This is a genomic window from Nonomuraea sp. NPDC052116 (assembly GCF_040680035.1).
Classification (GTDB): Bacteria; Actinomycetota; Actinomycetes; order Streptosporangiales; family Streptosporangiaceae; genus Nonomuraea; species Nonomuraea angiospora_A.
This window is the reverse complement of sequence record NZ_JBFAWA010000050.1, coordinates 1-26,882: the sequence shown is the minus strand read 5'-3', so window position 1 is coordinate 26,882 and position 26,882 is coordinate 1. Positions and strand designations below refer to the sequence as shown.

Here is a 26,882-nt window from a genome sequence, read left to right as displayed (position 1 = left end):
GGCCGGGTCGGATGTGGCCGGCTGCATGACCCGCTGCCGCGTCATCGACTGGCATAGCCGAGCGCGACGGCACGGCGGCGATCTCGGTCACCGTCACCAGCTCACCCGGCTTCGCGAGCGTCGCCTATGATCATGCGGATGAGCGACATCAGCGGCCCCCCGATCGCCCGAGTGGACGTGGTGCGCGACGTTCACCACGGCATCACGCTCGACGATCCCTACCGGTGGATGGAGGCGGACGGGGAGGAGTTCCACCGCTGGCTCGACGGCCAGGCCGGCCATGCCCGCGAGCAGCTGGACGCTCTGCCCCGCCGGGAGGAGCTGCTGACCCGGATCCGCGAGCTGGGCGGCGCGCTCCCGCAGTACTCGGACTTTACGCCGGCGGGTGACAGGATCTTCTACCTGGCGCGCGAACCGGGCGCCAGCGTACTCGTGCTGATGGTGCGTGAGCCCGAGGGAGCGAGCAGGGTCCTGTTCGACCCGGACACCGTGCCCGGCGAGGCGCACCACGCCATCGCCTGGTACGTGCCCTCCCCCGACGGCCGCCACATCGCCTGCGCCGTCTTCCCGTCCGGGTCGGAGGAGAGCACGATCCAGGTCATTGACGTCGGCTCCGGTGCCATCCTGGAGACGATCCCGCCCACGACGCGCTTTGCCTTCCTGAGCTGGCTGGAGGACGGCCGGTCGTTCGTCTTCCACCGCTTTGTGGCTCCTCCGGCGGGCGCTCCGCCGGAGGAGCGCCGCCTGGACAGCCGTTCCTTCCTGCACCGGCTGGGCACCGACCCGGCGCGGGATGAGGTGGTGCTGGCGCGTGGGCTCAACCCCCACGTCGAGCTGACCCCGCAGGATCGGCCCTTCCTTGTGGTGCCGCCGCGCGGTGAGTGGATGCTGGCGATCGTCTCCCGCGGCGCACTCGGCCCCTGGACCAGCGAGCAGTTGAGCGATTGCTCGCTGTATGTGGCGCCACGAGCCGCGCTCGCCGATCCGGCCACCTGCCCGTGGCGGAAGGTAGCGGGCGTGGCGGACGGTGTGACCGCCTTCGCCACCAGCCACGACACCCTCTATCTGGTCTCCCATCGGGACGCGCCCCGCTCCCGCGTGCTGGCCGTTCCGTTTGCCGTACCGGATCTGTCTCAAGCCCGGGTGGTCGTGCCCGCGGGTGAGCGCGTGGTGGAGGCGGTGCGGGTCGTCGGCGACCGGCTGCTGGTGCGCGATCTCGACGGTGGCGTCCATCGGGTACGGCATGCGCCCCTGTCAGGCGGCGAGCCCGCCGACCTCCCGCTGCCGGTAGAGGGCGCCATCTGGGAGTTGACCACCCACCCGGAACGGCCCGAGGCCCTGCTGCTGGCGGCCGGTTGGACAGACGCGCCGCGGCTCTACCGCTACGACGGCGAAACCCTCGAGGACACCGGGCTGGCGCCCCGCTCACCGGTCGACTTCGGCGACGTGCACGCCCGCACCCTGCATGTGCCCGCGAGGGACGGAACACAGATCCCGCTCACCGTCATCCACCACAAGGACCTGGAGCTGGACGGCGACAACCCGGTCCTGCTCACCGGCTATGGCTCCCATGGCATGTCCGAGCTGCCTGAGTTCCGTCCCGAGATGCTCGCCTGGTACGAGCGCGGCGGCGTCTACGCCGTGGCGCACCTGCGCGGTGGCGGCGCCTATGGCCGGGAGTGGCACGAGGCCGGGCGTGGCCTGCGCAAGGAGGCCACCATCACGGACTTCATCGACTGCGCCGAGCACCTCATCGCCCTGGGCTACACCCGGCAGGGACGGCTGGCGGGCGAGGGCGTCAGCGCCGGCGGCATCCCCACCGGCGGCGCGCTGGTGCGCCGGCCGGAGCTGTGGGCTGCCATGGCGATGCAGGTGCCGACGGTCAACGCCACACGGACCGAGTTCAGCGAGAACGGGCCGATCAACGTGCCGGAGTTCGGCAGCGTCACCACTGAGGATGGCCTGCGCGGTCTGCTGATCGCCGATGCCTACCTGCGGGTCGAGGACAGCGTGCCGTACCCGGCGGTGCTGCTGACCACCGGACGGCGCGACGCGCGGGTGCCGCCGTGGCAGCCGGCGAAGCTGGCCGCCCGCCTGCAGGCGGCCAGCGCCTCCGGCCGGCCGGTACTGCTGCGTGTTGAGGAGCACGGCGGTCACGGCGCCGGCTCGACCCGAGAGCAGGAACATGCCCTGCTCGCTGATGTGCTGGCCTTCCTGTTGCACGCTTTCGAGGCGTCACGATGAGTACGACTGAGCAGCGGGCCCTTCGTCATGGCGCGTCGCTGTCGTCCGGCGGGCCGCTCGATCCCGGCCTGCGGGTGACGCCCCCGAAGTGACCGCATGGTGCCGCCGTGCCGCCGCTGAGTACCTCGTGCCCGCCCCCGACCCGGAGTTCATGGCCTCCGCACCTCCGCCGACAGGAAACCGTCATGCGTCACGACCGGCTGCTGTCCGCACTGGCCGCCTGGGACCTGCCTCTCGAACACGCCGAGCCGCTCCACGGCGGCTGGAACTCCATCACCTGGCTCGTCAGCTCCCGCACCGGCGACCGGTACGTCGCCAAGCTGGCCGACACCGACTCCGCCGCCGCGTACCTCAGCGGCCTGCGCGTGGCCGCCCGCGCCCAGAGCCGTGGCCTGACCAGCGGTGCCCCCGTGCCGCTGGTCGGCGGCAGGCTGGTCGCGGAGTTGGAGGAGGGGGTGCTGGCGCTGCTGGAGTACGTTCCCGGCCGCACCCCCGACACCGCTTCGCCGCAAGACCTGCGCCGGATGGGCGCCCTCCTGGCCAGGGCGCACCGCGTGCTCGGCGACGACGCCGATGACCTCGGCGAGCAGCACAGATGGCCATGGCCGTGGGTGAGGGCGTGTCTGCGGGACCTGGACATGCCCGAGCACCTGCGGCGGGCGGTGACGGAGGTGATGCAGGAGGCACGGGAGGCCGCGCCGCTGCTGCGCGCCGGCGTCGTGCACGGCGACCCCGGCCCGGACAGCTTCCGGCTGAGTGAGCACTCACCCGACCTGGACGGTCTGATCGATTGGGGTGCGGTCCTCCAGGCACCCCTCCTGTACGACCTGGCGTGCGCGGCCGTGCTGACCCGTGACACACCGCAGGCCCTGCGCCACCTCCTCGGCGGTTACCGCACCGTGGATCCGTCCATCGCCCGCGACCTGGAGCATCTGGATCTGTTCGTGCGGGTGCGGTGGATGGCCAACGCCCTCTACTTCACCGACCGCATCGCGCGCGGGGTGCTCAGGGGCTCCGGCGGACCGGCCGCCAACGAGGAAGGGCTCGCGGAGGCCTACGCGGGCATGCGTGCGTTGCCAGCCCACATACGGGTCCCACCGGAATACGGCTGAAAGGGGCCGCGTCCATCGGCAACCGCAGGTCAGACGAAGGGCCGGACGCCGAGGGTTCGGCTGTGGATGACCGTGCCCAGCGTGGGGTCGGATTGGCACCCATGGTTGCCCCACAGCGCTGCCCTGGGAGTACGCCGTTCCGGGAACGGGACAGAGTCCAAGCCGTGGCGTGGAGCTCGTGGGTGAAGTCGCGCAGCGCGGCCACGCCGTTGTAGGGGTTGCGCGTGGCGGGGCTTCCCTCACCAGGCTTGGTGGGCCTTGACCGCGTCCCCACATCGCGGCGGCGTAGGTACGCCGCCGCCTGGGACGTGGCCAGGGCGTCGTCGAGCACCGTCTCTCCTCTCTGCCTGCGCAGCCATGCGGACCGAGCCGTGATCAATCCCAGCGCCAACCGGGTCATCGCTGCTGGCCGCGGTCAAGAAGGGCCAGGAGCACGGTGACCACGCCGATGCCAGTTACCAGCGGCGTCGCGGCCTCCGGATGTTGCAGCACTATGTACGCGCTGCCCCCGCCGATCGCCAGCAGTACGATGATCTGCCATTCGCGGCTGTTCACAGCGACTCCCGAACTTCCATGGTGCTGAGCGCACGACCGCACCTTCCGAAGCGCAGCCCCATGGTGTGTGTGGTGCTCTCGACCTCCGTGAGGTCGGAGGGAGCCGCCGCCGGGTGGTTGACCTTTCAGCGCGGTGTGTCCGCCGTGATGGTTGTACAGGTGCAGCCATGGCGCAGGCGCGGCGCGGTGTTCGGCTTCGGAGGCGTAGGTGCGGGTGTAGGCCGTGGCAGTGGTCGTCTGGAGCGAATGCCCGCTCGCGACTGACTTCCGCAGCGGTTCCGTGGGCAACCACGCGCACATGACGTTCGGGTACGGCCGCCCACATCCGGCCGGCCCCGTGGCTCGCGGAGATGATCGCGCGCATCGCGATGGAGACGCCGCTCGACCGGTCGGCGGACGTCGTGCTCGCGGAGCCGCCGAGGCGCTGCAGTGGCGGTCGTCGATCCAAGACGCGCAGCCCCGATCGAGTTCGCGCCCGGCTATCCGGTCCGACGCAGACCCACGACGCGATCCCGTCCCACCGGCCCCTCTTGACCAATTCTGTTGACCGACGTATGTACATTCCTATGCACATACTTTAGTCAAGCAGGCCCCACCGCCCTCAATGAGCACATCAGCCCGCCTCTGCTCGATGAGTCGTCGGCAGGCGGTTGTGGCGATGATCAACCGGATGAACCCCAGGCGGATATCGCATTTCGCCTCGGACCATGAATAGCGCGTCATCACGTTCAGCCGTCCACTGACGCCTTCTCCGAAGAAGGGCGTCAGCTCGATGACTATCTGACCAGTGCGTAAATAGTGGAGTGAAAAGCCCCGATGTCTCACTCGCCGGTTCCCCCCAGCACCTCCACCTCCGGATCGATGTCACGCCCGTCCCGCCGGGCCGTCCTGGCGGGTGGCGGTGCCGTCCTCGCCGCCGTGCTCGCCCCGGCCCCACCGGCGAGGGCCGGCGTAGCGGGGGACGCCGGTAAGACATCCGTCGCCTCCGGCACCGACTTCGGCGTCGCGCCCTCGCCCGACGGCCGCCTGCTCGCCCTCGACCTGCTCGGGGTGCTGTGGGTCTGCTCCGCCTCCGGGGGCACCGCCCGCAGGCTCACCAGCGATCTGTACGACATCGCCCAGCCCGACTGGTCCCCGGACGGATCCACCATCGTGTTCCAGTCGTACCGCGACGGTGTCTTCAACCTGTGGACGATCCGGCCCGACGGTTCCGCGATCACGCAGTTGACCACCGGCCCGTTCGATCATCGAGAGCCCCGCTACAGCCCGGACGGGCGCACCATCGCCTACTCCTCCGATGCGGGGGGCAGCTACGGGATCCACCTGCTCGACGTCGCCACCGGGGCGAGCCGCGTCCTGACCGACGGCTCCGCCGAGGAGTACGAGCCGGCCTGGTCACCCGACGGGAGCAAGGTCGCGTTCGTCGTGGCCGACACCAGGATCGACGTCATCGAGGTCGCCACCGGCACGCGCAGCACCGCGGTCACGGTGCCCACAGGCCAGGTCATTCACCAGCCGTCCTGGCTGCCGAACGGCACCGACCTCGCCTATCACCTCTTCCACTCGGGCGCCAATGATCTGGCCGGCACCACGGGAGCCCTCGTCACCGGCGAGGAGGTGTTCCCGTTCCGTGCCCGGTTCGCCCCGGACGGACGCTATTACTACACCTCCGCGGGCGCCATCAAGGTCCGCCGCCTCAACTCCGCGTCCGTCGGCACCATCGGCTTCACCGCCGCGCTGACGACGACGACTCCGAAGTACAAGAAGAAGGTCCGCGTATTCGACGAGCCCGGGTCGTTCCCCGTCGTCGGAATCGGCAGCCCGGCCGTGTCCCCGGACGGGTCCGCCGTCGCCTTCCGAGCGCTCAACGACATCTATCTGATGCGCAACGGCGGCACGCCGGAACCGCTTTTCCGTGACCGCTGGTGGAAAGCCGACCCGGATTTCTCCCCGGACGGGCGGCAACTGGCGTTCGTCACCGACCGTACCGGCACCCTCAATATCTGGGTCCGCGACCTGAGCACCGGCGCCGACCGGCAGGTGACCCAGCTGACCGACTCCGCCGCCCTGTCGGTCCGGTGGTCACCCGACGGGAGGGAGATCGCCTACCTGGACCAGGACGGCGCCCTGTGGGTCGTGGAAGTCGCCACCGGCGACATCCAGAAGGTCTTCGACGCCACCTTCGAACCCGGCCGCCCGACCTGGTCGCCCGACGGCAGAACCCTTGCGCTGGCCGCGGTGGTGCCGTACTCACGACGCTACCGCGAGGGACTGTCCAAAATCCTGCTCGTCGACCGGGCCACGGGTGCCGGCACGTACATCGACCCCGCGCCGCACCGATCCCTGCAGACGCGTGGTGACGACGGCCCCGTCTGGTCCCCTGACGGCACCATGCTCGCCTTCGCCATGGAATCGCTCCTGTGGGTCCTGCCCGTCGACAAGACCGGACGGCCCACCGGCAGCGCCCGTCAGGTCACCCGGGAGGTCACCGACGCCCCCGTCTGGGCAGGCGACTCGGCCACCCTCCTCTACCTGAACGAGGGACGTCTCAAGAGCGTGCGCCTCGACGGCAAGCCCGCCCGGTCGATTCCGATGCGGCTGACCTGGCGCAACGACACCGGCCCCGATCAGGTCGTCATTCACGCCGGCCGCATGTGGGACGGCGTCTCCGACAGCGTCGTCCGCGACGTCGACATCATCGTACGAGGCCAGCGCATCACCGCGGTCGAGCCGCACCGAGACGGAAGGCCCGGCACCCGGATCGACGCCCGGGACAGGTTCGTCATGCCCGGCCTGATCGACATCCACCACCACCGTGAAATGCAGGGCTACGCGTACGGATCGCGGCAGGGTCCGCTGTGGCTCGCCCTGGGCGTCACCACGACGCGCTCCCCTGGCTCGCCTGCGTACCACATGGTCGAGGAGCGCGAGTCGGTGCAGTCCGGCGCCCGGCTCGCACCGCGCTACCTCGGCACCGGCGAGGCCATCGACGGGGCGCGCATCTACTACAACTTCATGCGCCCGACGTACTCCCACGACCAGCTGCGGCTCGAACTGCGGCGGGCCGCCGCCCTCGACTACGACATGATGAAGTGCTACGTACGGTTGCCGGTCGCCTGGCACAGGGAGGTCATCGACTGGGCCCACCGCCAGGGCAAGCCGGTCAGCTCGCATTACCACTATCCGGCGATCGCCATGGGCGGCGACCAGACCGAGCACGTCGGCGCCACCAACCGGTTCGGCTACTCACGCACCGTCACGAACGTCGGCTCCGCCTACTCGGACGTCATCTCCATGTTCAACGCCTCGAAGATGGCCAGAACCCCCACGCTGTTCAACTCCTCGACCCTCTACAGGGAGGACACCTCGCTGGTCACCGACGAACGAGTCCGCCGGCTCTACCCGAACTGGCGGATGGCGCAGCTCCGGGCGACGGTCACCACGGCGCAGACCGCCGACCCGGCGGCGGTCCAGGTGGTCCGGACGAACCTGGCCAACCAGGTCGCGCAGCTCACGGCGATGATCCGCGGCGGCGGCGTGGTCACCGCCGGCACCGACGCGCCGATCGATCACCTCGGGATCAGCCTGCACATGAACCTGCGCGCCATGGTCAAGTACGGCCTGACCCCCCGCGAGACGCTCACCGCCGCGACCAGCACGTCCGGGACCTACCTCGGCCTCCCGCTGGGCAGGATCGCCAAGGGCATGTACGCCGACCTGGCCATCATCGACGGCGACCCGCTGTCGCGCATCGAGGACGCCGCCAACGTCACCGCCGTCGTCGTCGGCGGGAGACACCACACCGTCGAGCAGCTCCTCGCGCCTTACCCGTCCTCCACCGCCACCGGCCAGGCGACACCCGCGGCCTCCGCGCCTGCCGGCAAGGTCAAGGACCGCGTCCCCGTCCACCAGAGCACGGCGAGCCACTGGTGGAACGACCCCGCCCAGCTCGAGGGAGCCCGAACTGCCTGCTGCCACGACCACTGAGCACGAGTTCTCGTGTGACAGCTCGACGAGGTCGACACGCGCGTGCTTCGCACCAGCGGTACCTTGTTGCGCGCGAACCTGATGGCCAATCCGATCATCCTGGGTGTCCTGCTGTACTACAGAGGGCGGCGAGCGTTGACCGCGGACAGGAGGATGAGATGATCGAGCTGGACGTCCAGGTAGGTGCGGGCCGCACGTTGCACGTCTACGACACCGCTTCGAAGGGGAGCGGGCGGCTGCCTGTTCTGTGGCATCATGGTACGCCCAACGTAGGGGCGCCTCCGGAGCCGCTCTTCGCCGCGGCCGACAGGCTGGGGTTGCGCTGGGTGTCGTTCGACCGGCCGGGCTACGGTGGCTCCAGCGTCGCACCGGGGCGCACCATCGCGTCGGTCGCCGCCGACGCGGCAACCGTCGCGGACGCGCTCGGCATCGATCGGTTCGCCGTCGCGGGGTACTCCGGCGGCGGGTCTTATGCTCTGGGATGCGCGGCGGTTCTGGGTGATCGTGTCCAGGGGGTGCTGAGTCTGGCCGGCATCGCCCCGTACGGCGCGGCCGGACTGGACTGGTTCGCCGGGATGGTCCCGTCCGGCGTGGCCGCGCTGGGGACGGCGGCGGCGGGCCGCGAGGCGAGGGCGGCGCTGCAGGCGTCGGGCTTCGCCTACGATTGCGAGTTCACCGCGGCCGATCTGGCCTTGTTCGAAGGGCCGTGGGGGTGGCTGGGAAAGGTCGGCGAACCGGCTCTCGCCGCCGGCCCGTACGGCCAGATCGACGACGACGTCTCCTACACCCTTGCCTGGGGCTGCGATCCCGGCACCATCAGCGCCCCCGTCCTGCTCCTGCACGGCACCGCGGACCGGATCATCCCCGCTACTCACGGGTCGTGGCTGGCGGCCCATTGCCCGACCGCCGAGCTGCGGCTCTGCGCGGGCGACAGCCACTTCACCATTGTCAACCACGCCGAAGTGGGCCTGGAGTGGCTTCCCCGGCAGAGCTGATATCTCGGACACGAACCGCCTCTCTCCTCGGGCGAGGGCCGAAGCACGATTGTCGCGTCCACCGTCGAGGACCGGCACCGGTGTGCCGGCCTCGACCGCGCGGAACCGGATCGTGGTCAGCGACTGAACAGCGACAGGTCTATGGAGTCGGCCAGGGCCCGGTAGCCCGCATCATTGCCGTGCAGATGGTCGCCGGCGTGGAAGTCCGCCCTGATCCGGCTGGGGCGCTCCGGGTCGTGCCAGACGGCGTCGAAGTCCAGCACAGCGTCGAAGGCTCCGCCGGTGCGGATCCATGCGTTGACCGTCTGGCGCGCGCTCTCCCCCTCCGGTGTGTAGATCTCCGCGCCCTCGTAGGGCGGGATCGTGGTGGCGTAGACCTTCACGCCGCGTTCGTGCGCCCGGGCGATCAGCTGCCGGTAGCCCGCGATGACGTCGTCCGTCGTCACCGGCGCGCCAGGGAACATCTTCAGGAAATCCGCCAGCGGACCGTCCTGCGGGGCGAAGGAGATGCCGATGTCGTTGCCGCCCACGGAGAGCACCACGTAGCCGAGACCGGGCGTCGCCAGCACGTCACGGTCGAAGCGGGCCAGGGCGGCGACGCCGATGCCGTCGTTGAGCATCCGGTTGCCGCTGATGCCCTGGTTGGAGACGTAGCCGGCGGCCATGCCCCGCTCGGCGAGACGCTCGGCCAGCAGCTCCGGCCAGCTGTGGTTGGTGTCCGGGGTCGAGCCGGCGCCGTCGGTGCGGGAGTCGCCCATCACGACGATGGCCTTGGCCGGGGCGTCGGGAAGCAGCTCGACGGCGGAGATCAGGGCCCGCACCGGCAGAACCCCGGCGTTCTCCGGCAGGGTGGGGGTGGCGACGGCGTCGCCCGGGATCGTCCAGCCGGTCTCCAGAGCGGGGTCGTGGCAGGTGCAGGTCTCCAGGCGCCCCGGCAGGTAGAGGCTGATGGACAGCTTGGCGAGGGCGGGCAGGGGCAGATCGACCGGATCGCTGAGGATCGGCGCCCCCGCCGGGACGGTGACGGCCGACGCGCCGGAGAAGGTCAGCACGCGCTCGCTGCCCGGCCGCACCCCGCCGCCGGGCGCCGCGAGGCCCACCTGTGCCGCGCCGATGGTGAAGGGCGCGGTCCCGAACTCGTTGGTGAAGCGGATGCGCACCCGGCGCCCGCCGCCGCTGATGCGCACCACCTGGCGCAGGGTCACGTCGGCGAGGGGCGGGTGGTCGTCGAGCGAGCCGAGCCCGTCGTGGGCCGCCTGGGGCGAGGCGCCCCAGCTCCGGACCCAGCTGCCGGCGTCGTTCGTCATGGTCATCTGTTGCCTCCGTTGGTCGTGATGGTGGTACGGCATGCGAAGACTGAGGCGGGTCTCTGACACGGGACAAACACGGCGCTCACACGGCTGCCCTGCTTTGGGGTCTTGCGGGGGAGCGCGGGAAGATTGGGGAATGGACGGGGTTGTACGGCTTCGCGTCACGCTGCTCGGCGCGTTTCAGGTGTCTCGCGGTGACACCGTCCTGCCCGTTCCGGGCGCGCGGTTGCAGGGCCTGCTCGTACGGCTGGCGCTCGCCGGCGGCCGCAGGGTCGAGCCGGGCGTGCTGGTCGACGCGATCTGGGCCGAGGAGCCGCCGTCCGGCCCCTCCCCCGCCCTGCAGACCCTCGTCTCCCGGCTGCGCCGCGCCCTCACCCCGGCCGACGCGGCCCGTGGCGTGGTCGTGCAGGTCGCGGGCGGCTACCGGCTGGCGGTGGACGCGGCCGACGTGGACGCGCTGCGCTTCGAACAGCTCGCCGCTGCCGGCCGGGAGAGGCTGCGGGCAGGTGACGCGGAGGCCGCGGGCGCCGCGCTCGCCGAGGCCGTGGCGTTGTGGGGCGACCATCCTGGCGCCGAACCCGCGGTCATCGCCGCGGTCGCGCCCACGGTCGCAACACGGCTGGCACATGTGTCGATCGAGGCGGTCGCCGACCTCGCCGACGCCGAGTTGTCGCTGGGGCGGGCCGAGGTGGCCGCTGCCCGGCTGACCGGGTTGCTGGCCGAGCACACGGTCCACGAGCGGGCGGCCGCGCTGCTGATGGACGCGCTCGCCGCCCAGGGACGTCAGGCCGAGGCGCTGGCCGTCTACGAACGGGTCCGCCAGACCCTGGCCGACGTCCTCGGCGCCGACCCGGGCACCGCTCTGCGGGAACGCCATCTGCGCCTGCTGCGCCCCGACCGGCCCATCCTGGCGCCAGAAGCCTCGGCTGGAGGCGCTCCGGCCAGGAGCCCCGCGGGCGCGAACGCCGAAGGCGGGAGCCCCGCAGTTGTAACCGGGCCGCAGGCGGCCGTCGAACCCGACCCGATCCGGCCGGCCAACCTGCCCGCGCCGCTGACCAGCTTCATCGGCCGCGACGACGACCTCGCCCGCATCGCCGCCCTGCTCACCACCGGACGCCTGGTCACCGTCCTCGGCCCCGGCGGCGCCGGGAAGACCCGGCTCGCGCTGGAGGCCGCCCGCCGCCACCGCCACGAATACCGCGACGGCGCCTGGCTCATCGACCTCGCGTCCGTCACCGAACCAGCGAAGATCGCCACGGCCGTGCTCGCCGGGACCGGGCTGCGCGGCGGCGCGATGCTCGACGCCCGCAAGCGAGTCGAGGGCAACGAGCTGGACGTCCTCGTCGGCGAGCTCGGCGGCCGGGAGAGCCTGCTGCTGGTCGACAACTGCGAGCACCTGATCGACGCCGTGGCTCACCTGGTCGCGGCGCTACTCCCCCGCTGCCCCGGGCTGCGCGTGCTCGCCACCAGCCGCGAACCCCTCGCGGTCGACGGCGAGGCGCTCGTGCCGCTGGCCCCGCTCGCGCTCCCCGACCCGGACGACAGCGTCGAACAGGCCCGAAGGGCGGCCTCGGTGCGCCTGTTCACCGAGCGGGCCGCCGCCGTGCGACCCGGCTTCGACATCGACGAGACCACGCTGCCCGACATCATGCGCGTGGTGCACGGCCTGGACGGCATGCCGCTGGCCCTCGAGCTGGCCGCCGCCCGGTTGCGGACGCTGTCCCTGCCCGACCTGGCCGACGGGCTCTCCGACCGGTTCCGGCTGCTCACCACCGGCAGCCGCACCGCACCGCCCCGGCATCGCACCCTGCGCGCGGTCATCGCCTGGAGCTGGGAGCTGCTCAACGAGCACGAACGCACCGTCGCGGAACGGATCTCCATCCTGGCCGGCGGCGTCACACCCGCCTCGGCCACCGCCGTCTGCGCCGGCAGCGCCGTACCCGCCGCCGAAATCCCCGAACTGCTCGCCGCCCTCGTCGACCGGTCGCTGCTGCACCTCGCGCCCGGCACCGGCCGCTACCGCATGCTCGAAACCATCCGCGAGTACGGCGCCGACCGCTTGACCGACACCGGCGATCTCGGGCCGGCCCGTGACCTGGCCGCCGCCCACTTCACCGAGCTGATGGCCCGCCACGACCCTCAGCTGCGCGGGCCCGGCCAGCTGACAGCCATGAAGGTCATCGGCGCCGAGTACGACAACACGCTCGCCGCCCTGCGTCACCTGTGCGCCACCCACGACTCCCCCGGCGCGACCGCCCTCGCCCTGACCCTGACCTGGTACTGGCAGATGTCCGGCCGCCACCTCGACGCCGCCTACTGGCTGGGCGAGGCCCTGGCGGTGCCCGGCGGCGGGCCGACGCCCGAGCGCGACTGCGCCCGAGCCGTCTACCTGCTCAACCGGGCGGACATCCTGTCGGGGATCACCGCCGGGGAAGCCGCGGACGACCGGGCGGAGATGCGCGAGCTGGCCGACCGGCTGCTCGCGCATCCGGAGCTGCCGAGCCACCACCGCGTGTTCGGCCCGATCCTGCTCTTCCTGCAGGACGAGCAGGCCGCGCTCGCGATCTTCCAGCGCCTGGCCGACGGCGACGACGTGTGGCTGTCCGGGCTGGCCCACATGTTCCAGGCCGAGATCGCCGAGAACGCGGGCGCGCTCGACCGGAAGCGTGTCCACGTGAAGGCGGCCCTGACCTGTTTCCGGCAGGCCGGCGACCGCTGGGGCCAGGCCGCCACGCTGCCGATGCGCGCCCAGCTGCGACGGTACGACGACCTCGACGGCGCGCTGGCCGACCTGCGCGAGGCCCGGACGCTGGCGGGCGAGTTCGGCTCGCTCAGCCTCGGCGACCAGCTCTACAGCGACCTGCGCTGGATCGACGTGCACCTGCGGCGCGGCGACACCGACCGGGCGATGGCGATGATCGACTCCGCCCGGGAGCGTGCGCTGCACGCGTCCTCGGCGGAGATGCTGGTCCTGGTCGACGCGCGGGAGGCCGGCTTGCGGGTGCGGCTCGGCGACCTGGACAGGGCGGGCGACCTGCTCGACGACGCCGAACGGGGTCTGCTCGGCGGCACCGCGTTCCCCGCGCACCACGCCCGGACGCTGGTCGGCACCGCACGGGCCGCGCTCTGCCTGGCGCTGGGCGACCTGCCCGGCGCGGACAAGGCGCTGCGGGAGGCGTACGCGGCCGCGCTGGCAACCCGGGAGCTGCCGATCCTGTCGCAGGTGACGGTGAACACGGCCGCGCTCGCCGGGACGCGCGGGCGGCAGCACGAGTCGGCCGTGCTGCTCGGGGTCGCCGCCCGGCTGCGGGGCGCGCACGACCACACCGATCCGCAGGTCCGCGAGCTCACCCGCCGAGGTCGGGCCGCGCTGGGCGGAGAAGAGTTCGCCGCGGCGTACGCGAAAGGCTGGGAGCTGGACGCGAAGACGGCCGTGACCGCGGCCGACCCTGACGGCGAGGCGGCGCATGGGAATCTTCGGGACCTTCCAGTATGAGCGCGCATGTCTAGCAATTTTGAACAGCCCGATTTAGCATCGGCACTACCTGAACAGACGCATCTGCCAACACACGAGAAGCAGGACCGCGCTCCGGCCACTGTGGTCGGCAAGCCGATGATTCTCCCAGCAAAGGTAGGTATGGCACAGGTCGCGGTAGTCGGTGGTGGACCGGTTGGGCTCATGCTCGCGTGCGAGGTGGTGGTGCCCGGTGAGCGCCGGTACCGCGGAGCCGGGCCGAGGTGTCGGCTCGTCGTTTCCGATCACATCGCCAGGGTGGCGTCCGGCTCGAACGGGGAAGCGCAATGAGTACATCCGAGCAGGAAATGACCGAGACGCCGACCTTCCCCATGGAGCGGACCTGCCCGTTCGCACCGCCGGACGAGTATCAGCGGATGCGTGCCACCGCGCCGGTCGTCCGCGCCGCCCTGCCCAACGGCGCACCGGTCTGGGCGGTCACCCGCCACGCCGAGGCGCGGCAGATCCTCAGTGACCCGAGGATCAGCTCGAACACCGGACGCCCTGAACGGCCTCGCGGACCCGACGACGATCGCCCCGACGACGGCTTCTTCGTCGACATGGATCCGCCGGAACACAGCCGGTTCCGGCGGTTGCTGATCTCGGAGCTCGGTGCCCGTCCGATGGACGCCATGCGGCCGGCCCTCCAGCGGATCGCCGATACGGCGATCGACGAGTTACTGGAGGCCGGGGCGCCCGCCGACCTCGTCGGTTTGTACGCGCGCCGGGTTCCGTCCCGAGCCCTCTGCGAGTTGTTCGGCGTCCCGGGCGGCGACCACGAGTTCTTCGAGTCACGGCTGCGGATGCTGTCGGTGACGAGTATGGATCCGAGTGTGGCGGCCCAGGCGTCCCGGGACGTTCGCGGCTATTTGCGAGAACTCATCCGCAGCGCAGAGCGTGAACCGCACAACGGAATGATCCGGCGGCTGGCCGCCAGACACCTGCCCACCGGTGAGCTGACCACGGACGAGCTGATCAACATCGGTTTTCTCCTGCTGCTCGCGGGTTACGACTCGCCTGCGAACACGATCTCGCTAGGCGTACTCACGCTGCTGCGGCACCCGGCGCAGCTGGCCGCCCTGCGCGACGACCCGAGCCTGCTGCCGGGTGCGATCGAGGAGCTGCTGCGCTTCCACTCGGTGCAGGACTGGGTGAGCTTCGACCGGATCGCGACCGACGACATGGATATCGGCTCAGCGCGGATCCGCGCCGGTGATCGCCTGACGGTGCTGGCCGCATCCGCCAATCGTGACGAGCGGGCGTTCGAGGACCCCGACGCGTTCGACATCCGCCGGTCCGCCCACCACCACGTTGCCTTCGGCTACGGGGTACACCAGTGCATCGGCCGCAACCTCGCCCGCGCCGAGCTGCGGATCGCCTTCGGCACGCTGCTGACCCGGATACCGGCGCTGCACCTGGCGACCGGGTTCGAGGAGTTGTCCTTCGCCGACGACGCCCCGTTCTTCGGGCTGCACGCGATGCCTGTCGCCTGGTAGTGCCGCCTATGCGCCGGCGACGTACGCGTCCTCGGCCGCATAGGGGAACCAGACGTCGGGGCCGTGGCGATCGACGAGATCAGGGAAGACGTCCTGCCAGCCTCCGCCGCCCGCCTCGGCCTCGGCCACGGCGAGGGCGGCCCATTCGATGTCCTGGCGCAGCGCGTCGTCGTAGGAGACGGCAGGGCGGTAGCCGAGCTCGGCACGGGCTCTGTCCATACTGAACACGATCGGCTCCGGCACATTCCACGGATGGAAACCCAGGCCGTCCGCACGCGACGGGCCCGCGAAGGTGACGATCTCCGCCTCGTGGCCCATGACCGCCAAGATCCTGGCGCCGATCTCGGCGACGGTCAGCGGGTCATCGGCGATGTTGAGGACCCGGGCCGCCGGGTGCTGCGCGCACAGATAGATCAGCTCGGCGGCGTTCGCGACCGCCGTGGTGGGGAAGCGGCTCCGCCCGTCCTGGGCGAGCACGACGTGCGGCCGCTTGTCCAGCGCCCGCTTGATGAACGACCAGTGATCCAGCGATTTGCCGTACGGGCCGTGCAGCACGCCTGTCCGCAGAATGCTGACCGGCAGGCCGGGCGTCGCCAGCAGGCAGCGCTCCAGCGCCGCCTTCCCCGCCGGATAGTCGTGGGTGTCGCGCTCGACCGTCGGCCACGTCTCCGGGATCGGCACCGGCAGGCCGGGAGCCTCGTAGACCGCTCCCGACGAGATGACCACCAGCGAGCCGACGCGGCCGGCCAACTGGGCGAGCTGCGCACCGTGGTATGGAGTGAACGCGACCGTGTCCAGGACCAGATCGTGGCCGTCGAGGGCTTTGAGCAGCGCCTCGGTGTCGGCCCGGTCGACCTGGACCGACACCACCCCGTCCAGCTCCGCGTCGTCCGGACGGAGTCGGCGGTGCCCAAGGGTCACCGCATACCCGGCCGCGGTGAGCCGGGCGGCCGTGGCCCGGCCGATCTGCCCCGTGCCTCCGATGATGAAGGCGCTTCGATCTTGAACCGTCACCAGCCGATATTAACCGGCCTCAAAGGAAAGCGCCCGGCTGGCGCTGACCGCCGCAACTGGACCGTCAGTCGCTCGCGAGCGCCGCGTGGACGGATGAGACCGCGCTCGCACCGTCGCCCACGGCGGTGGCCACTCGTTTCGTCGAGCCTGAGCGGAGGTCGCCGACCGCGAAGACCCGGGGTGCGCTCGTCTGGAACGGCAGGGGCGTACCGGACGATCCGGCAGGCAGCCGGCTGTCCGTGAGGATGAAGCCGTCGTCGTCCTTGGCCACGCCGGTCAGCCAGCCCGACACCGGGTCAGCGCCGATGAAGCAGAACAGCCCGCGGCAGGCCAGCCGCTCTCCGCGTCCGCCGGACCGCTCGACGACGATCGACGCGAGAGCGTCGTCGCCCGCCAGTTCGCGGACCGTGCTGCCGGCGTGGACCTTGATCCGGGAATGCGCCCGGATTCGGTCGGCCAGGTAGGACGACATCCGAGCCCCGAGTTCGGCGCCACGGATGATCAGATCCACCGTCGCGCCGCGGGCGGCAAGGGACAGGGCTGCCTGTCCGGCCGAGTTGGCGCCCCCGACGACCGTCACCGGCTGATTCTCGTACTCTCGGACGTCCAGTTCGGTCGCCGCGTACCGGATGCAGCCCGACTTCTCGAACGTCGCCCATTGCGGGATGTCGAGGCGCCGGTAGCGCGCCCCGGTGGCGGCGATCACCGCACGGCACTCGATGCGCGAGCCGTCCTCCAGCAGGACGGCCGGGCGTCGATCGTCGGAGAGATCGAGGCCCGCCACCGCACAGGGCGAGTAGATCCGCACGCCGAACTTGAGCGCCTGGACCATCGCCAGCCGGGTGAGATCCGCGCCGCCGACCCCGTGCGGGAAGCCCAGGTAGTTCTCGATCCTGGCGCTCTTGGCCGCCTGTCCGCCGAGCCCGTCGCGGTCCAGCAGTACGGTGACAAGGCCCTCGGACGCCCCGTACACGGCGGCGGCCAGCCCCGCCGGGCCGGCGCCCACCACGACGAGATCAACGGGACGTCCGTCGGCCCGGTAGGTGAGGCCGAGCACCTCCGCGAGCGTTCCCGGTGTCGCGCGTCGCAGCACCGAACCGCCGGCGATCGCCGCCGGAAGTTCGTCCTCCGCGAGCTCGGCCGAGGTCATCAGTGAGTGCCCGGAGTCCGAGGTCGCATCGAGCCAGGAATGCGGCAGGAGCAGCTGCGTCACATAGGTGCGCAGTTCGAGTGTCTCGGCGGCGTCCGGCCGGCCGACGATCTCCAGGGCATTGCCGGCCACCGAGCGGATGAACTCGCGCCGTTCCCGGAACGCCTCGAGCAACAGGTCGGCGATGTCGACCTGCTCGGCGAGGACCCGGCGCAACATCGCCGCACCGATCCGGACGAGTGTCCCGGCGGTCACCACTCGAGCGGTCAGGTAGACGTACTGGCCGGTCAGCAGGTTGAGCTCGCCGAGGTGGTCGCCGGGGCCACCGTGGTAGATCAGGCGTTCCGGCTCGATCGCCGTCGCGTTCCGGACGATGTCCACGCTCGCCGTCAGGAGCAGGAAGAAGTCGTAGGAGTCGTCGCCGGACGCGTACAGAACCTGGCCGGCCTTGACGTGCTCCACCTCGCCGTACTCGGCGAGCCGGCGGGACTGCTCCTCGTCCAGGACCGGCCCGTGCTGCGCCGCACCGTCGCTCACGTGGTTCCTCCGTGTGGTCGCGCCCTTGTGGACAGGGATCTCATTCCGGCGGCCTCCTCTCTCGGCAGGTGCGATCGCGGGTCAGCGTAGGGCCGGGCACTTCACGAGTACTGCACGACAGATCCACGAACAGTTCCGTAGTCGTCAAGTTTGCCGATCTAGCCTGGCACCGTCGTAAGGTCGGGCAGGGAAACGGGGCAGCTGGTCGGAATGAGTACGAGAAGAAGTCCACAGCAAAGGAAGCGGGGTTTGGCGGCCCACGTCATTTCCTATGTCGTGGTCAATCTGGCCCAGGTCGTGGTGTGGAGGCTCTTCACCCCGAAACACTTCTTCTGGCCGCTGTACTCGCTGGGTGTCTGGGGCATCGGACTGGCGTGGCACATCCGGGCGGTCTGCTCGCCGTCGCGCCGGATCCCGCACAGCCCGTCCCAGCGGGATTGACGCGATGTCGTTCTTCCTTGAGTTCGTACGCGATCCTCTGACGGTCGGCGCGGTCGCGCCGAGCAGCCCGGCACTGGCCAGGGTGGCCACCGCGGCCGTGCCCGGAACCGGCGCCCCGGTCGTCGTGGAGCTCGGCCCGGGTACCGGCTCGTTCACCGAGGCCATCCAGCGGCGCCTCGCCGGACGCGGCCGGCACATAGCCGTCGAGGTGAATCCACGATTCGCGCAGCAGCTGGCCTCCCTCTATCCGGCGGTCGACGTCGTGCGTGCGGACGCGACCGACCTCGTCACGGAGCTGGCGCAGCGTGGGCTGCACCAGGCCGATGTCGTGGTCAGCGGCCTTCCTTGGGCGGCATTCAGCGAGGACCATCAAGGCGACGTGTTGTCCGCGGTGGTGGAAAGCCTGTCGCCGCACGGCGCGTTCACCACGTTCGCCTACGTGCATGCGCGCTGGGCGCCACCGGCCCGGCGCCTGCTGCGCTCCATGCAGTCGCGGTTCGAGGAGGTGGTCATCAGCCGGACGGTGTGGGCCAATCTCCCGCCTGCTCTGGTCTACTACTGCCGTCGCCCTTTACGCGAGGCCGGCGGCCGAGGTTGACCTGACATCACCCCGCCGCTGAGCCCGATCAGCGGCCGGGCGTCCCTTCTGCCGGCCACGTTTCCTCCTCGCGCACCCGCGGTCCGGCCCGGCTCCACCAGCGGGCCGGCAGCCCACAGGTGATGGCTGAGGCGCTCGGCGACATGCACGTCGTCCTGGGCGGTGGGCTCCAGTGCGTCCGCGACGCGCAGATGCAGCCGAGGCGCGTGCCGCTGTGGCATGGTCCTGACGACCGACTCGCGGACCAGGTCGTGCGGGAAGCGGAACGAGAACGGGTCGCCGGGAAAGGGCTCGAGCAGGCCGAGGTCCTCCAACGGCTCGAGACGGTCGAGACAGGTCTGCACGTCAAAGCCGGCGGCGCGCGCGAGCAGAGCGAGGTCGACGTCCCGGCCGATGAGAGCGGCGATCCGCAGCACCTCTCGGGCAGCGTCGTCAAGGCCGGCCATCCGGTCTTTCACGACATCCCGCACGGTGAACGGCATTCCGGCCCGCGCCGCGGCATCCTCGGTGAGTTCACCGCTGTCGGCAAGGAACCGGGACAGCTCCCGTACGAAGAACGGATTGCCGGCGGTACGGGCGTGGATGCCGCGGGCGACCCCGGCCCCGGGCGTCCGGCCGGTCTCATGGCGGACGAGCTCCGCCACCTCGGCCGGGCCGAGTGGGCCGAGCCGGACCCGGCGATGACGAGGCAGCCGGCTCGCCGCGGCGAGCATCCGCGCCAGCTCCGACCCCGGCATCGGCGCGCGGTCGCGGAGCGCGCCGATGACCGCCGTGCCGCCTGGTAGCCGAGCCGCCAGGTGCCCGAACAGCTGCAGCGAGGCGACGTCGGCCCACTGGAGGTCATCGACGACAAGCACCACCGGCCGCAGCGCCGATACCTGGCCGACGAGGGCGATAGCCTGCTCGAACAGGCGGAACCGGGCGCCGCTGTCCGGCGGCACGCCGCCGCGCGGCTCCACGAGCCGGCCGAGCTCGCCTGACCGCCACTCCTCCCGCGCCGCGGCGGGCAGTTCCTCAAGGAGCGCGCCGACAGCCTGCACCCACAGCCACATCGACGGCGCGCCGTCTCCCTCGAGACAGCGCCCCCACACGACCAGCGCGCCGCGCCGGTCCGCCTCGGCGCTGATCTCTTCCAGCAGGCGGGTCTTGCCCACTCCCGGCTCGCCCTCGACGAGGACGAGCGCCGTGCCTCCGGCACGTGCCGATTCCACCGCCTGCCGCAGCACCGCGAGCTCCTCGACCCGGCCGACCAGACCGCCGGTGGGCGGCTCCCCGAGGGTGGAGGCCGGCCGCCGCCCGGTGTGCGTCTCCTCGGCGCGGCCGGCGAGCGTGGGCTGATCCTTCGGCGCGGTAGCCGGCAGTGTGATGCTCGCCGTCCTCGCGTGCGCGTCGTACCCACCGACCGAGGTCAGGGGCTGACGCAGTACCCGCTGGTACGCCTCCAGCAACGCCGGACCGGGACCGATGCCGAGCTCTTCGGCGAGCCGGGCGCGAACCGTCCGGAAGACCTTCAGCGCCTCCGACTGGTGACCGGCGGCGCCCAGGACGGCGACGAGCCCGGCCTGCACGGTTTCGTGCAACGGAGCCATCCCGGCGGCCAGGTACAAGGGCTGGAGCACACGCGCGGGCCGGCCCCGCGACACCGCGAGCTCGGCCGCCGCCGCACACGCGTCGAAGAACTCACCGTCCAGTGCCGCGAAGATCGACATCGCGGTCGATCCGTGGAAGAGCCCGTCACCCGCGGGGCCGTGCCAGCGCCCCAGCGCCCGTACGTAGGAGTCGAGCGCCGCATCGGGGCGCCGCTCCGCGAGGCCGGCCCTGGCCGCCTCGACGAACTCCCGGAAGGCGAGGAGATCCAGCATGCCGGCGCCGCCCGCGAACAGGTAACCGTTGGCGCGGCGCTGCAGGTACGTGCCGTTCGTGCGAGCCGGCAACGCCGGTTCGAGCAACCGCCGGAGCGAGCCCACGTACTTCTGGAGAATGTTGACCGCCGAGGCCGGGACGTCATCGCCCCAGATCAGATCGATCAACTCGCTCGTGCTGATCGGCTTGCCCGCGCGTGCGAGGAGGAGCGCGAGCAGGTAGGCCTGCTGCCGAGGCCCGGTGGCCAGCTCGACGCCGTCCCGCCACAGCCGCAACGGACCGAGAATCTGCAACCGCAGGTTTCCGCCGGAGGCGGACGACCGTCCTTCGCCACCGGCGTCAGGAGGCGACGACGTGGCCATGCCTGTTCCCGCCCCCGAACTGTCGATCAGATTGCCGACCGCGATCAACGGCCGACCTCCATCGGGTGGCGGGTCAGCCATTCCAGGGCGTAATCCGCGACCTGCCGCCACCCGCTGTCCACGACGAGCGAGTGCCCGCGCCCGGGGAACTGCTTGAGGTCGGTGATGGCGGGTGAGTCGCCATACAGCTTGTACGCTGCACGCGTGACCACGTCCGGCACCGTGTGATCCTCCTGACCGGAGATGAACAGCAGCGGCCCTCGGGCGGCGTTGCTGGTCTCGACCGCGGCCGGCGACGTGCGGGTGAAGTTCGCCAGCGCGGCCTCGAAGAGAGGGCGGCCCGGTGAAGGGATGGTCCACCTGCCGAACAGTTCGTCGGACTCGTTCCGGCTGATCGCGTTCCCGAAGCCGTAGCGGAACTGGGCCGGGGTCAGCGACACCGAGCGGCGCCGGTTGGCCGGGTTGCCGAGCACCGGGAAGGCAGAGCGTAGCTGGGCGAACGGCAGTGGCTTGACCCCCTTGACCGGCGCCGGGTCGATGGCCACGGCGGCGCGCCCGAGGCCGAGACCGAGCAGCTTCTGCGCGAACAGCCCGCCGAACGAGTGGCCGACGAGCACCGGCGCCTCCGGCAGGCCACGGATGACGGCCGCGTAGTGGCCGGTGACGTCGTCGATGCCGAGCCCGGCGACGGCGAGCGGGTCACGGCGGGCCGCCGCGACGGTGCCGGGTTCGCCGGGCCAGCCGGGCACGACCGGCGCGTAGCCGCGGGCGGCGAACCGGTCGGCCCATGGCTGCCACGAACTGGCGTGCAGCCAGAGGCCGTGGAGGAAGACGACAGGGATTGCGGTAATGGTCATCGCGGGCTCCTTCATGGGGGCGATACGGCAAATATCGCCGGACAGGCGGTGCCCGCTGATCTGTCAGATGACCTAAGTCGTGTCCATCCGCAGCGCGTCGCGCAGAGACGCGCGGGAGGTGATGCCGAGCTTCGGGAAGATCTTGTACAGGTGCGCGCCGACCGTGCGGGGAGACAGGAACAGCCGCGCCCCGATCTCCCGGTTGCTCAGCCCGGTGGCGGCCAGCTCGGCGACCTGCCGTTCGTGCGGGGTCAGCGTGGCCACCGCGTCGCGGTGGGCGCGGGTCGGTTTGCCGGCCGCGCGCAGTTCGGTGCGGGCCCGCTCGGCCCAGGTCACGGCGCCGAGCCGGTCGAACGCGCCGAGCGCCTCGGTCAGCGTCTGGCGGGCCAGGACCAGCTCGCGGGCGCGCCGCAGCCACACGCCGTACGCCAGCCGGATGCGGGCCAGCTCGAACGGGAACGCCGCGCCCGCGGGGTGTGCGACCGCGGCGGCGAACAACGCACCGGCCTCCTCCTGCGGCGCGGTGATCGCCAGCGCCCCTGCGGTGAGCAGCGCCAGGCGTGGGGAGAGTGCCGACAGGCCCGCGTCCCGGGCGGCTTCGGCGTGCGCGCGGGCGGCGGCGTGCCGGCCCGTGTGCGTGGCGGCCTCGACCAGGTCGAGCAGGGTACGGGTGGCCTGCTGCGAGTACCGGGTGAACCCGCCCGGGGCGGTGATCCCGGCAGCGTAGGCGTACGCGGTCTCGTACTCGCCCTCGCTGAGCGCGGCGGCGGCGCCGATCGCCTCCGCGTACTCGGTCAGGAACCCCACCCCGCGCGGCCGCCCCCAGGCGTCCACGGCCGCCTGCAGCTCGCGGGCCCGGGCCAGGTCGCCACGGTAGGCCGCCAGCAGCCCGAGGAATGCCCGGAACGCCTGGGTGAACAGCCCGTACCCGTGCTCGGTGGTGAGGTCCAGGCCGCGGCGGCCGGTCTGCTCGGCCTCCGCCCACGCACCGGTGGCGATCTGATCGAGCATCACCACCTGGAGCAGGGTCATCACGCTGGTGACCGCGCCGGACTCCGCCTCCCGGTCGACCATGCGCCGCAGCATCGCCCGATGATCGCCCAGCACTCCCAGGTAGAACGCGGAGACCATCAGTCGCATCGCATGCCACGGCGCGACGGCGGCCGGCCCGGCGAGCACCTCGGCGATCCGCTCCGGCACACCGTGGCCGCGGTTCACCACGTCACCCCACGTGTCCCGCACGATCGCCGTCGACGGGCTGACCCCGTCACCGAACCGGTCGAACAGCGCCTCGGTGCGCGCCCAGCGGACCGGGTCGACGGCGAACTGGCTGATCGCCAGCAGCAGGCTCAGCGCGCGTTCGGTCAGCCGGGCGTCGTCGATCCCGGATTCGAGCAGTGCCGAGATCCGCCGGTGATTCGCGGCGACATCGCCGTCGCGGTACAGCGCCACGAATCCGGCGGTGATCACCGCCGCCGGGCCGTCCACCGCGGCGTCCTCGGCGAGGCCCTGCGCCGTGTCGAGCAGGCCGGCCTGCCCGGCGACGAACGCCGCGTCGGCCAGCCGCCGGGACCGGTCGGCGGAGCGGCGGCTCAGTTCCGCGGCACGGGTCAGCCAGGTGATCGCGATCGCGGCGCCGCCGCGCCTGGTCGCCGAGACAGCCGCCACTTCGAGGGCCGCCGCGACGTCGTCGTCCGGGTCGACGGTGGCGGCGGCCAGGTGCACGGCCCGCCGTTCGGGGCTGTCGCGGTGCAGCCGGGCAAGGTCGGCGTGGGCGGCGCGGCGCTCGTTCGGCGTCGCGGCCTGGACGACGGCCGACCGCACGAGAGGATGCCGGAACACCGGCTCCCCGCCGGCCGGGTCCGGGGCCAGCAGGCCCGCCTCGACCGCCCGGCCGACGCCGCGCATCCGGTACCGGACCGCACCGACTCTGCGGGCCGATCCGGCACCCGCGCCGTCCAGCGCCGCCCGCAGCAGCTCGCCGCGTTCCTGCTTGGGCAGCTCGCGCAGCCGCCCGCCGTAGACCTGCTCCAGCCGCCGCGACAGCGTCATCGTGCCGGAGTCCAGCAACGTGGATCGGGGCAGCTCGAGCAGCGCCAGCGGATTCCCGGCCGCGGTCCGCAAGATCAGATTCCGGCGGTACGGGTCGAGCCCGGCTTGCCGCAGGTCGAGCAACTCGGCGGCGGCGTGCTCGGCCAGCGGCTCCAGGACCAGCTCCGGCAGCCCGGCCCCGTCGAACGGCGACGGCACCTCCGCGCGCACCGCGATCGCCACGCGCACCGCGGTACCCGCGAGACGCCGCGCGGTGAACGCGAGCACCTGCGCGCTCGGCGCGTCCAGCCATTGCCCGTCATCGACGACCAGCAGCAGCGGCGTGGCCGCCGACACGAGCGTGAGCAGGTCCAGTACGGCGATGCCGAGCGCCATCACCTGCGGCGCGGCACCGGTGGTGCCGGTGAAGGCCGCGTCGATCGCCGCCCGGTGCCCGGGATCCAAACCGGCCGAGTCCGGCAGCAGCGGGGAGATCAGCTGATGCAGCCCGGCATACGCCAGGTCCCGCTCCGCCTCCGCCCCGGCGCCGCGCACCACTCGGAACCCGGCGGCCGCCGCTGCCAGCCCGTCCAGCAACGCCGTCTTGCCGAGGCCGGCCTCACCCCAGAGCACCAGAACCGGGCCGGCCTCGTCGCCGAGCAGCGCCACGAGCCGCGATCGTTCCGCGTCCCGTCCGACGAGCTCACCCTGGCGCACGCACGAACCCTATCCGGACGTCGGCGACCGGGTCGTCGAGGTGCCTGTACCGTGCGCGGGGAAGGCGGTCAGCCCTTGACGGTGAGGAGCGGGCGCAGCTCGGCCACCGGGTCCGCCACGCCTCCCGCGTGCAGGCTCGACACCACGGGTCCGATGTCCTTGTACGCCCACGGAGCTTCCTGCTTGAGGTCGCGCCGCCAGGCCGCCATCACGTCCGCGCGGCGCGCCACGGTCGGATCGCGGTGGTCCAGCGGCGTGACCACGCGGAACTCCCGCAGGAACGCGTCGAGGTCATGGTCGCCGGCCCGTGCGGTGGCGCCGCGCGGGACGCGCCGTCCGGCGCCGTGGCAGGCGCTGGCCAGCGTGCGGGCGTTGCCGTGGCCCCGCAGCAGGTAACTGGACGCTCCCATGGACCCGGGCACGATCACGGGCTCGCCCCACATCGCGTACGGGCCGCCGGTCATCTGCTCGTGACCACCCGCCGGCGTCGCGCCTTTGCGGTGGATGACGCGGTCCCCCTCCTGCCAGAACAGGTTGTGCGGCGCGTCGTAGACCAGCCGCGCCGTCATCCGGCCGCATTCGGCGGCGAGCCCGGCCCGCATGGTGAGGGCGAGGAAGAACCGGTTGCCTGAGGCGAAGTTGGCGGCGTTGCCGAACGCGTCCAGGTAGCGGCGCCGGGCGGCGGCCGTGCGCTCGTTCAGCAGGAACGGCAGGATCTGGTTGCGGGGCCGCGACAACCCCGGCGGCCAGGTCTGACGCAGCCGGTCCAGCGCTGTGGCGTTGGCCTGGTGCCCCAGCGCCAGTGAGCCGCTGTGCACCATCAGCACGACCGCGCCCGCTGTCAGGCCCCACGCGTACGCGGCGGCGGGATCGTGGACTTGTGCCACGTACTGCAGTTCGGCGAAGTGGTTGCCGCCGCCGATGCTGCCGATGAGGCTGTCGTGGCTGGCGGCCTCGGTGCCGCCCGCACTGGTGATCCAGTCGGCGAACGCCTCGGCGGTGCCGGTCGGGTACGCCGGAGCGTGCATGCGGTCCAGGCAGTCCTCGGCATCGGTCGGCTGGTGGCCCTGCCAGGGGGCGTCGCCGGTGAGCAGGAGCCCAGGGAGCCCGTCGCGCAGGAGGGCCTCCCGCTGGGCGGGGGTGAGGGCGATGCGGCGGCCGCCCTCGAAGAACAGGTGCCGCAGCCGCCGTTCCAGGGCGTCCAGGCGCGGCCGTACCTGCTCCACGGTGAGTGAGGTGACCTCCAGCCGCATGCCGCAGTTGACGTCGTTGCCGACCGCCTGCGGGAGCAGCGCGCCCTCGGTCTCGATGACCGTGCCGATCGGGATGCCCGCGCCCTTGTGGAAGTCGGGGGTGAGGACGAGGCGGATCAGGCGGGGCGGCGGGCCGTCGTGGCCGCGTACGGCCTCGGCGAGGCCGGCGAGGGTGTCGGCGGTCTCCAGGACGGACAGCACTTCGTCGACGGCGGCCGGTTCGAGGGGCACGCGTTCGTCGGCGCAGATGTCGACGGGGACGTCCCAAGGGTTCGGGAGGGTGAGCCACTGCTCGTCTCGGCGCATGAGACGGCGGTCCTGACGGGTGCGCATGATGGTGAAGTCCTTCGGGCTGCTGAGAAGCGATGCAAGGGCGGGCGCGGTCGAAAGCGCGCCGGAGAGGGCGACGGACCGGGGCCGCCGCCGTGGGCCTCGTGGTTCAGCAGCCGCGAGGTGAAGGCGTGTCCGACTGTAGTACGGCACGCGCCGCCCACACCACGGATTTACGCCTCCTGTCCGCCCTCCCCTGCCTCAGCCCGATCGGATACGAGCAGCGCGTTTCGCCCGCCCACCAGGGAGACAGTGATGGCCAATGTCACGGCGGTGGGGCGTGCCGCCTGTCGGCGGCACGCCCCGCGCGCGATCCGGATCACCGGCTACCCGTTAGCGGACGATGCCCTGGGAGTCGATGTGGTTGCCGTCCCAGTCGCCGATGATGGGCAGGTCGGAGACGTCGCCGTAGCCGATGGAGCTGGTGGTCTCGGTGCCGCTGGTGACAGGGCTGGTACGCATGTAGAAGGTGCCGTTCATGCGGACCCCGACGTTGTCCTTACCGTCACCGTCCCA

17 protein-coding genes and 1 pseudogene are annotated in these 26,882 nt (G+C 71.8%); 8 read left to right on the top strand and 10 right to left on the bottom strand.

Translation table 11 applies throughout. From position 1 onward, the window contains the following. The first annotated feature begins 138 nt into the window (after window positions 1-138). Together AB0L65_RS55940 and AB0L65_RS55935 are read left to right on the top strand one after the other, a co-directional pair. Window positions 139-2,244 carry a prolyl oligopeptidase family serine peptidase gene (locus AB0L65_RS55940; protein WP_364264684.1) on the top strand — a complete coding sequence of 702 codons (2,106 nt, stop codon included), beginning with the start codon at window positions 139-141 and terminating at the stop codon, window positions 2,242-2,244. 185 nt (window positions 2,245-2,429) lie between these two features. Next, window positions 2,430-3,356 carry a phosphotransferase gene (locus AB0L65_RS55935; protein ID WP_364264682.1) on the top strand — a complete coding sequence of 309 codons (927 nt, stop codon included), beginning with the start codon at window positions 2,430-2,432 and terminating at the stop codon, window positions 3,354-3,356. A gap of 396 nt (window positions 3,357-3,752) precedes the next feature. Here the strand turns inward: AB0L65_RS55935 and AB0L65_RS55930 are convergent, their stop codons facing one another. Next, window positions 3,753-3,911: a hypothetical protein gene (locus AB0L65_RS55930; protein ID WP_364264802.1), complete on the bottom strand. Its 159-nt coding sequence runs from the start codon at window positions 3,909-3,911 to the stop codon at window positions 3,753-3,755. Window positions 3,912-4,022: 111 nt separating this feature from the next. Further along, window positions 4,023-4,133, bottom strand: a pseudogene (locus AB0L65_RS55925) (IS481 family transposase); the annotation flags it as partial. 639 nt (window positions 4,134-4,772) lie between these two features. On the opposite strand from AB0L65_RS55925, the gene AB0L65_RS55920 reads away from it, so the two are divergent. Together AB0L65_RS55920 and AB0L65_RS55915 are read left to right on the top strand one after the other, a co-directional pair. After that, window positions 4,773-7,898, top strand: coding sequence for an amidohydrolase family protein (locus AB0L65_RS55920; protein ID WP_364264680.1), 3,126 nt, complete (start codon window positions 4,773-4,775; stop codon window positions 7,896-7,898). 158 nt (window positions 7,899-8,056) lie between these two features. Continuing rightward, window positions 8,057-8,893 carry an alpha/beta hydrolase gene (locus tag AB0L65_RS55915; RefSeq protein WP_364264678.1) on the top strand — a complete coding sequence of 279 codons (837 nt, stop codon included), beginning with the start codon at window positions 8,057-8,059 and terminating at the stop codon, window positions 8,891-8,893. Window positions 8,894-9,009: 116 nt separating this feature from the next. On the opposite strand, the gene AB0L65_RS55910 is transcribed toward AB0L65_RS55915, so the two are convergent. After that, window positions 9,010-10,206, bottom strand: coding sequence for an SGNH/GDSL hydrolase family protein (locus AB0L65_RS55910; RefSeq protein WP_364264676.1), 1,197 nt, complete (start codon window positions 10,204-10,206; stop codon window positions 9,010-9,012). Between the two features lie 133 nt (window positions 10,207-10,339). Here AB0L65_RS55910 and AB0L65_RS55905 point away from each other — a divergent pair, with 133 nt between their 5' ends. Together AB0L65_RS55905 and AB0L65_RS55900 are read left to right on the top strand one after the other, a co-directional pair. Then, the gene (locus AB0L65_RS55905) at window positions 10,340-13,699 is read left to right on the top strand and encodes a BTAD domain-containing putative transcriptional regulator (RefSeq protein WP_364264674.1); all 3,360 of its coding nucleotides are present in this window, start codon (window positions 10,340-10,342) and stop codon (window positions 13,697-13,699) included. A gap of 305 nt (window positions 13,700-14,004) precedes the next feature. Further along, complete coding sequence (locus AB0L65_RS55900) at window positions 14,005-15,213, top strand: cytochrome P450 (protein WP_364264672.1); 1,209 nt, start codon at window positions 14,005-14,007, stop codon at window positions 15,211-15,213. Between the two features lie 6 nt (window positions 15,214-15,219). Here the strand turns inward: AB0L65_RS55900 and AB0L65_RS55895 are convergent, their stop codons facing one another. Both AB0L65_RS55895 and AB0L65_RS55890 read right to left on the bottom strand, forming a co-directional pair. Further along, window positions 15,220-16,227: an NAD-dependent epimerase/dehydratase family protein gene (locus AB0L65_RS55895; RefSeq protein WP_364264670.1), complete on the bottom strand. Its 1,008-nt coding sequence runs from the start codon at window positions 16,225-16,227 to the stop codon at window positions 15,220-15,222. 64 nt (window positions 16,228-16,291) lie between these two features. Then, the gene (locus AB0L65_RS55890; protein ID WP_364264668.1) at window positions 16,292-17,914 is read right to left on the bottom strand and encodes an FAD-dependent oxidoreductase; all 1,623 of its coding nucleotides are present in this window, start codon (window positions 17,912-17,914) and stop codon (window positions 16,292-16,294) included. Window positions 17,915-18,124: 210 nt separating this feature from the next. Between AB0L65_RS55890 and AB0L65_RS55885 the strand changes: the two genes are divergently transcribed. Both AB0L65_RS55885 and AB0L65_RS55880 read left to right on the top strand, forming a co-directional pair. Continuing rightward, entirely contained in the window at window positions 18,125-18,355 is a 231-nt protein-coding gene (locus AB0L65_RS55885) for a 2TM domain-containing protein (RefSeq protein WP_364264666.1), read from the top strand. 4 nt (window positions 18,356-18,359) lie between these two features. Continuing rightward, complete coding sequence (locus AB0L65_RS55880) at window positions 18,360-18,953, top strand: methyltransferase domain-containing protein (RefSeq protein ID WP_364264664.1); 594 nt, start codon at window positions 18,360-18,362, stop codon at window positions 18,951-18,953. Here AB0L65_RS55880 and AB0L65_RS55875 read toward each other — a convergent pair. The 5 genes from AB0L65_RS55875 to AB0L65_RS55855 all read right to left on the bottom strand — a co-directional run. Next, the gene (locus AB0L65_RS55875) at window positions 18,911-21,178 is read right to left on the bottom strand and encodes an AAA family ATPase (protein WP_364264662.1); all 2,268 of its coding nucleotides are present in this window, start codon (window positions 21,176-21,178) and stop codon (window positions 18,911-18,913) included. The two genes, AB0L65_RS55880 and AB0L65_RS55875, sit on opposite strands and share 43 nt — an antisense overlap. A 44-nt stretch (window positions 21,179-21,222) precedes the next feature. Then, window positions 21,223-22,035: an alpha/beta fold hydrolase gene (locus tag AB0L65_RS55870; RefSeq protein ID WP_364264660.1), complete on the bottom strand. Its 813-nt coding sequence runs from the start codon at window positions 22,033-22,035 to the stop codon at window positions 21,223-21,225. A gap of 72 nt (window positions 22,036-22,107) precedes the next feature. Further along, window positions 22,108-24,783: an AAA family ATPase gene (locus AB0L65_RS55865; protein ID WP_364264658.1), complete on the bottom strand. Its 2,676-nt coding sequence runs from the start codon at window positions 24,781-24,783 to the stop codon at window positions 22,108-22,110. A 68-nt stretch (window positions 24,784-24,851) separates the two neighbouring features. Next, the gene (locus AB0L65_RS55860; protein ID WP_364264656.1) at window positions 24,852-26,369 is read right to left on the bottom strand and encodes an RtcB family protein; all 1,518 of its coding nucleotides are present in this window, start codon (window positions 26,367-26,369) and stop codon (window positions 24,852-24,854) included. 330 nt (window positions 26,370-26,699) lie between these two features. Continuing rightward, window positions 26,700-26,882: hypothetical protein (locus AB0L65_RS55855; RefSeq protein WP_364264654.1), on the bottom strand; the 183-nt coding region annotated here is incomplete at its 5' end.

What these genes read in the sequence shown, in the direction of transcription:
- AB0L65_RS55915 (WP_364264678.1), top strand. Translation starts at nt 8,057, where the DNA reads ATGATCGAGCTGGACGTCCAGGTAGGTGCGGGCCGCACGTTGCACGTC.
- AB0L65_RS55870 (WP_364264660.1), bottom strand. Translation starts at nt 22,035, where the DNA reads ATGACCATTACCGCAATCCCTGTCGTCTTCCTCCACGGCCTCTGGCTG.
- AB0L65_RS55920 (WP_364264680.1), top strand. Translation starts at nt 4,773, where the DNA reads ATGTCACGCCCGTCCCGCCGGGCCGTCCTGGCGGGTGGCGGTGCCGTC.
- AB0L65_RS55875 (WP_364264662.1), bottom strand. Translation starts at nt 21,178, where the DNA reads ATGGCCACGTCGTCGCCTCCTGACGCCGGTGGCGAAGGACGGTCGTCC.
- AB0L65_RS55885 (WP_364264666.1), top strand. Translation starts at nt 18,125, where the DNA reads ATGAGTACGAGAAGAAGTCCACAGCAAAGGAAGCGGGGTTTGGCGGCC.
- AB0L65_RS55860 (WP_364264656.1), bottom strand. Translation starts at nt 26,369, where the DNA reads ATGCGCACCCGTCAGGACCGCCGTCTCATGCGCCGAGACGAGCAGTGG.
- AB0L65_RS55905 (WP_364264674.1), top strand. Translation starts at nt 10,340, where the DNA reads ATGGACGGGGTTGTACGGCTTCGCGTCACGCTGCTCGGCGCGTTTCAG.
- AB0L65_RS55935 (WP_364264682.1), top strand. Translation starts at nt 2,430, where the DNA reads ATGCGTCACGACCGGCTGCTGTCCGCACTGGCCGCCTGGGACCTGCCT.
- AB0L65_RS55880 (WP_364264664.1), top strand. Translation starts at nt 18,360, where the DNA reads ATGTCGTTCTTCCTTGAGTTCGTACGCGATCCTCTGACGGTCGGCGCG.
- AB0L65_RS55900 (WP_364264672.1), top strand. Translation starts at nt 14,005, where the DNA reads ATGAGTACATCCGAGCAGGAAATGACCGAGACGCCGACCTTCCCCATG.
- AB0L65_RS55940 (WP_364264684.1), top strand. Translation starts at nt 139, where the DNA reads ATGAGCGACATCAGCGGCCCCCCGATCGCCCGAGTGGACGTGGTGCGC.
- AB0L65_RS55910 (WP_364264676.1), bottom strand. Translation starts at nt 10,206, where the DNA reads ATGACCATGACGAACGACGCCGGCAGCTGGGTCCGGAGCTGGGGCGCC.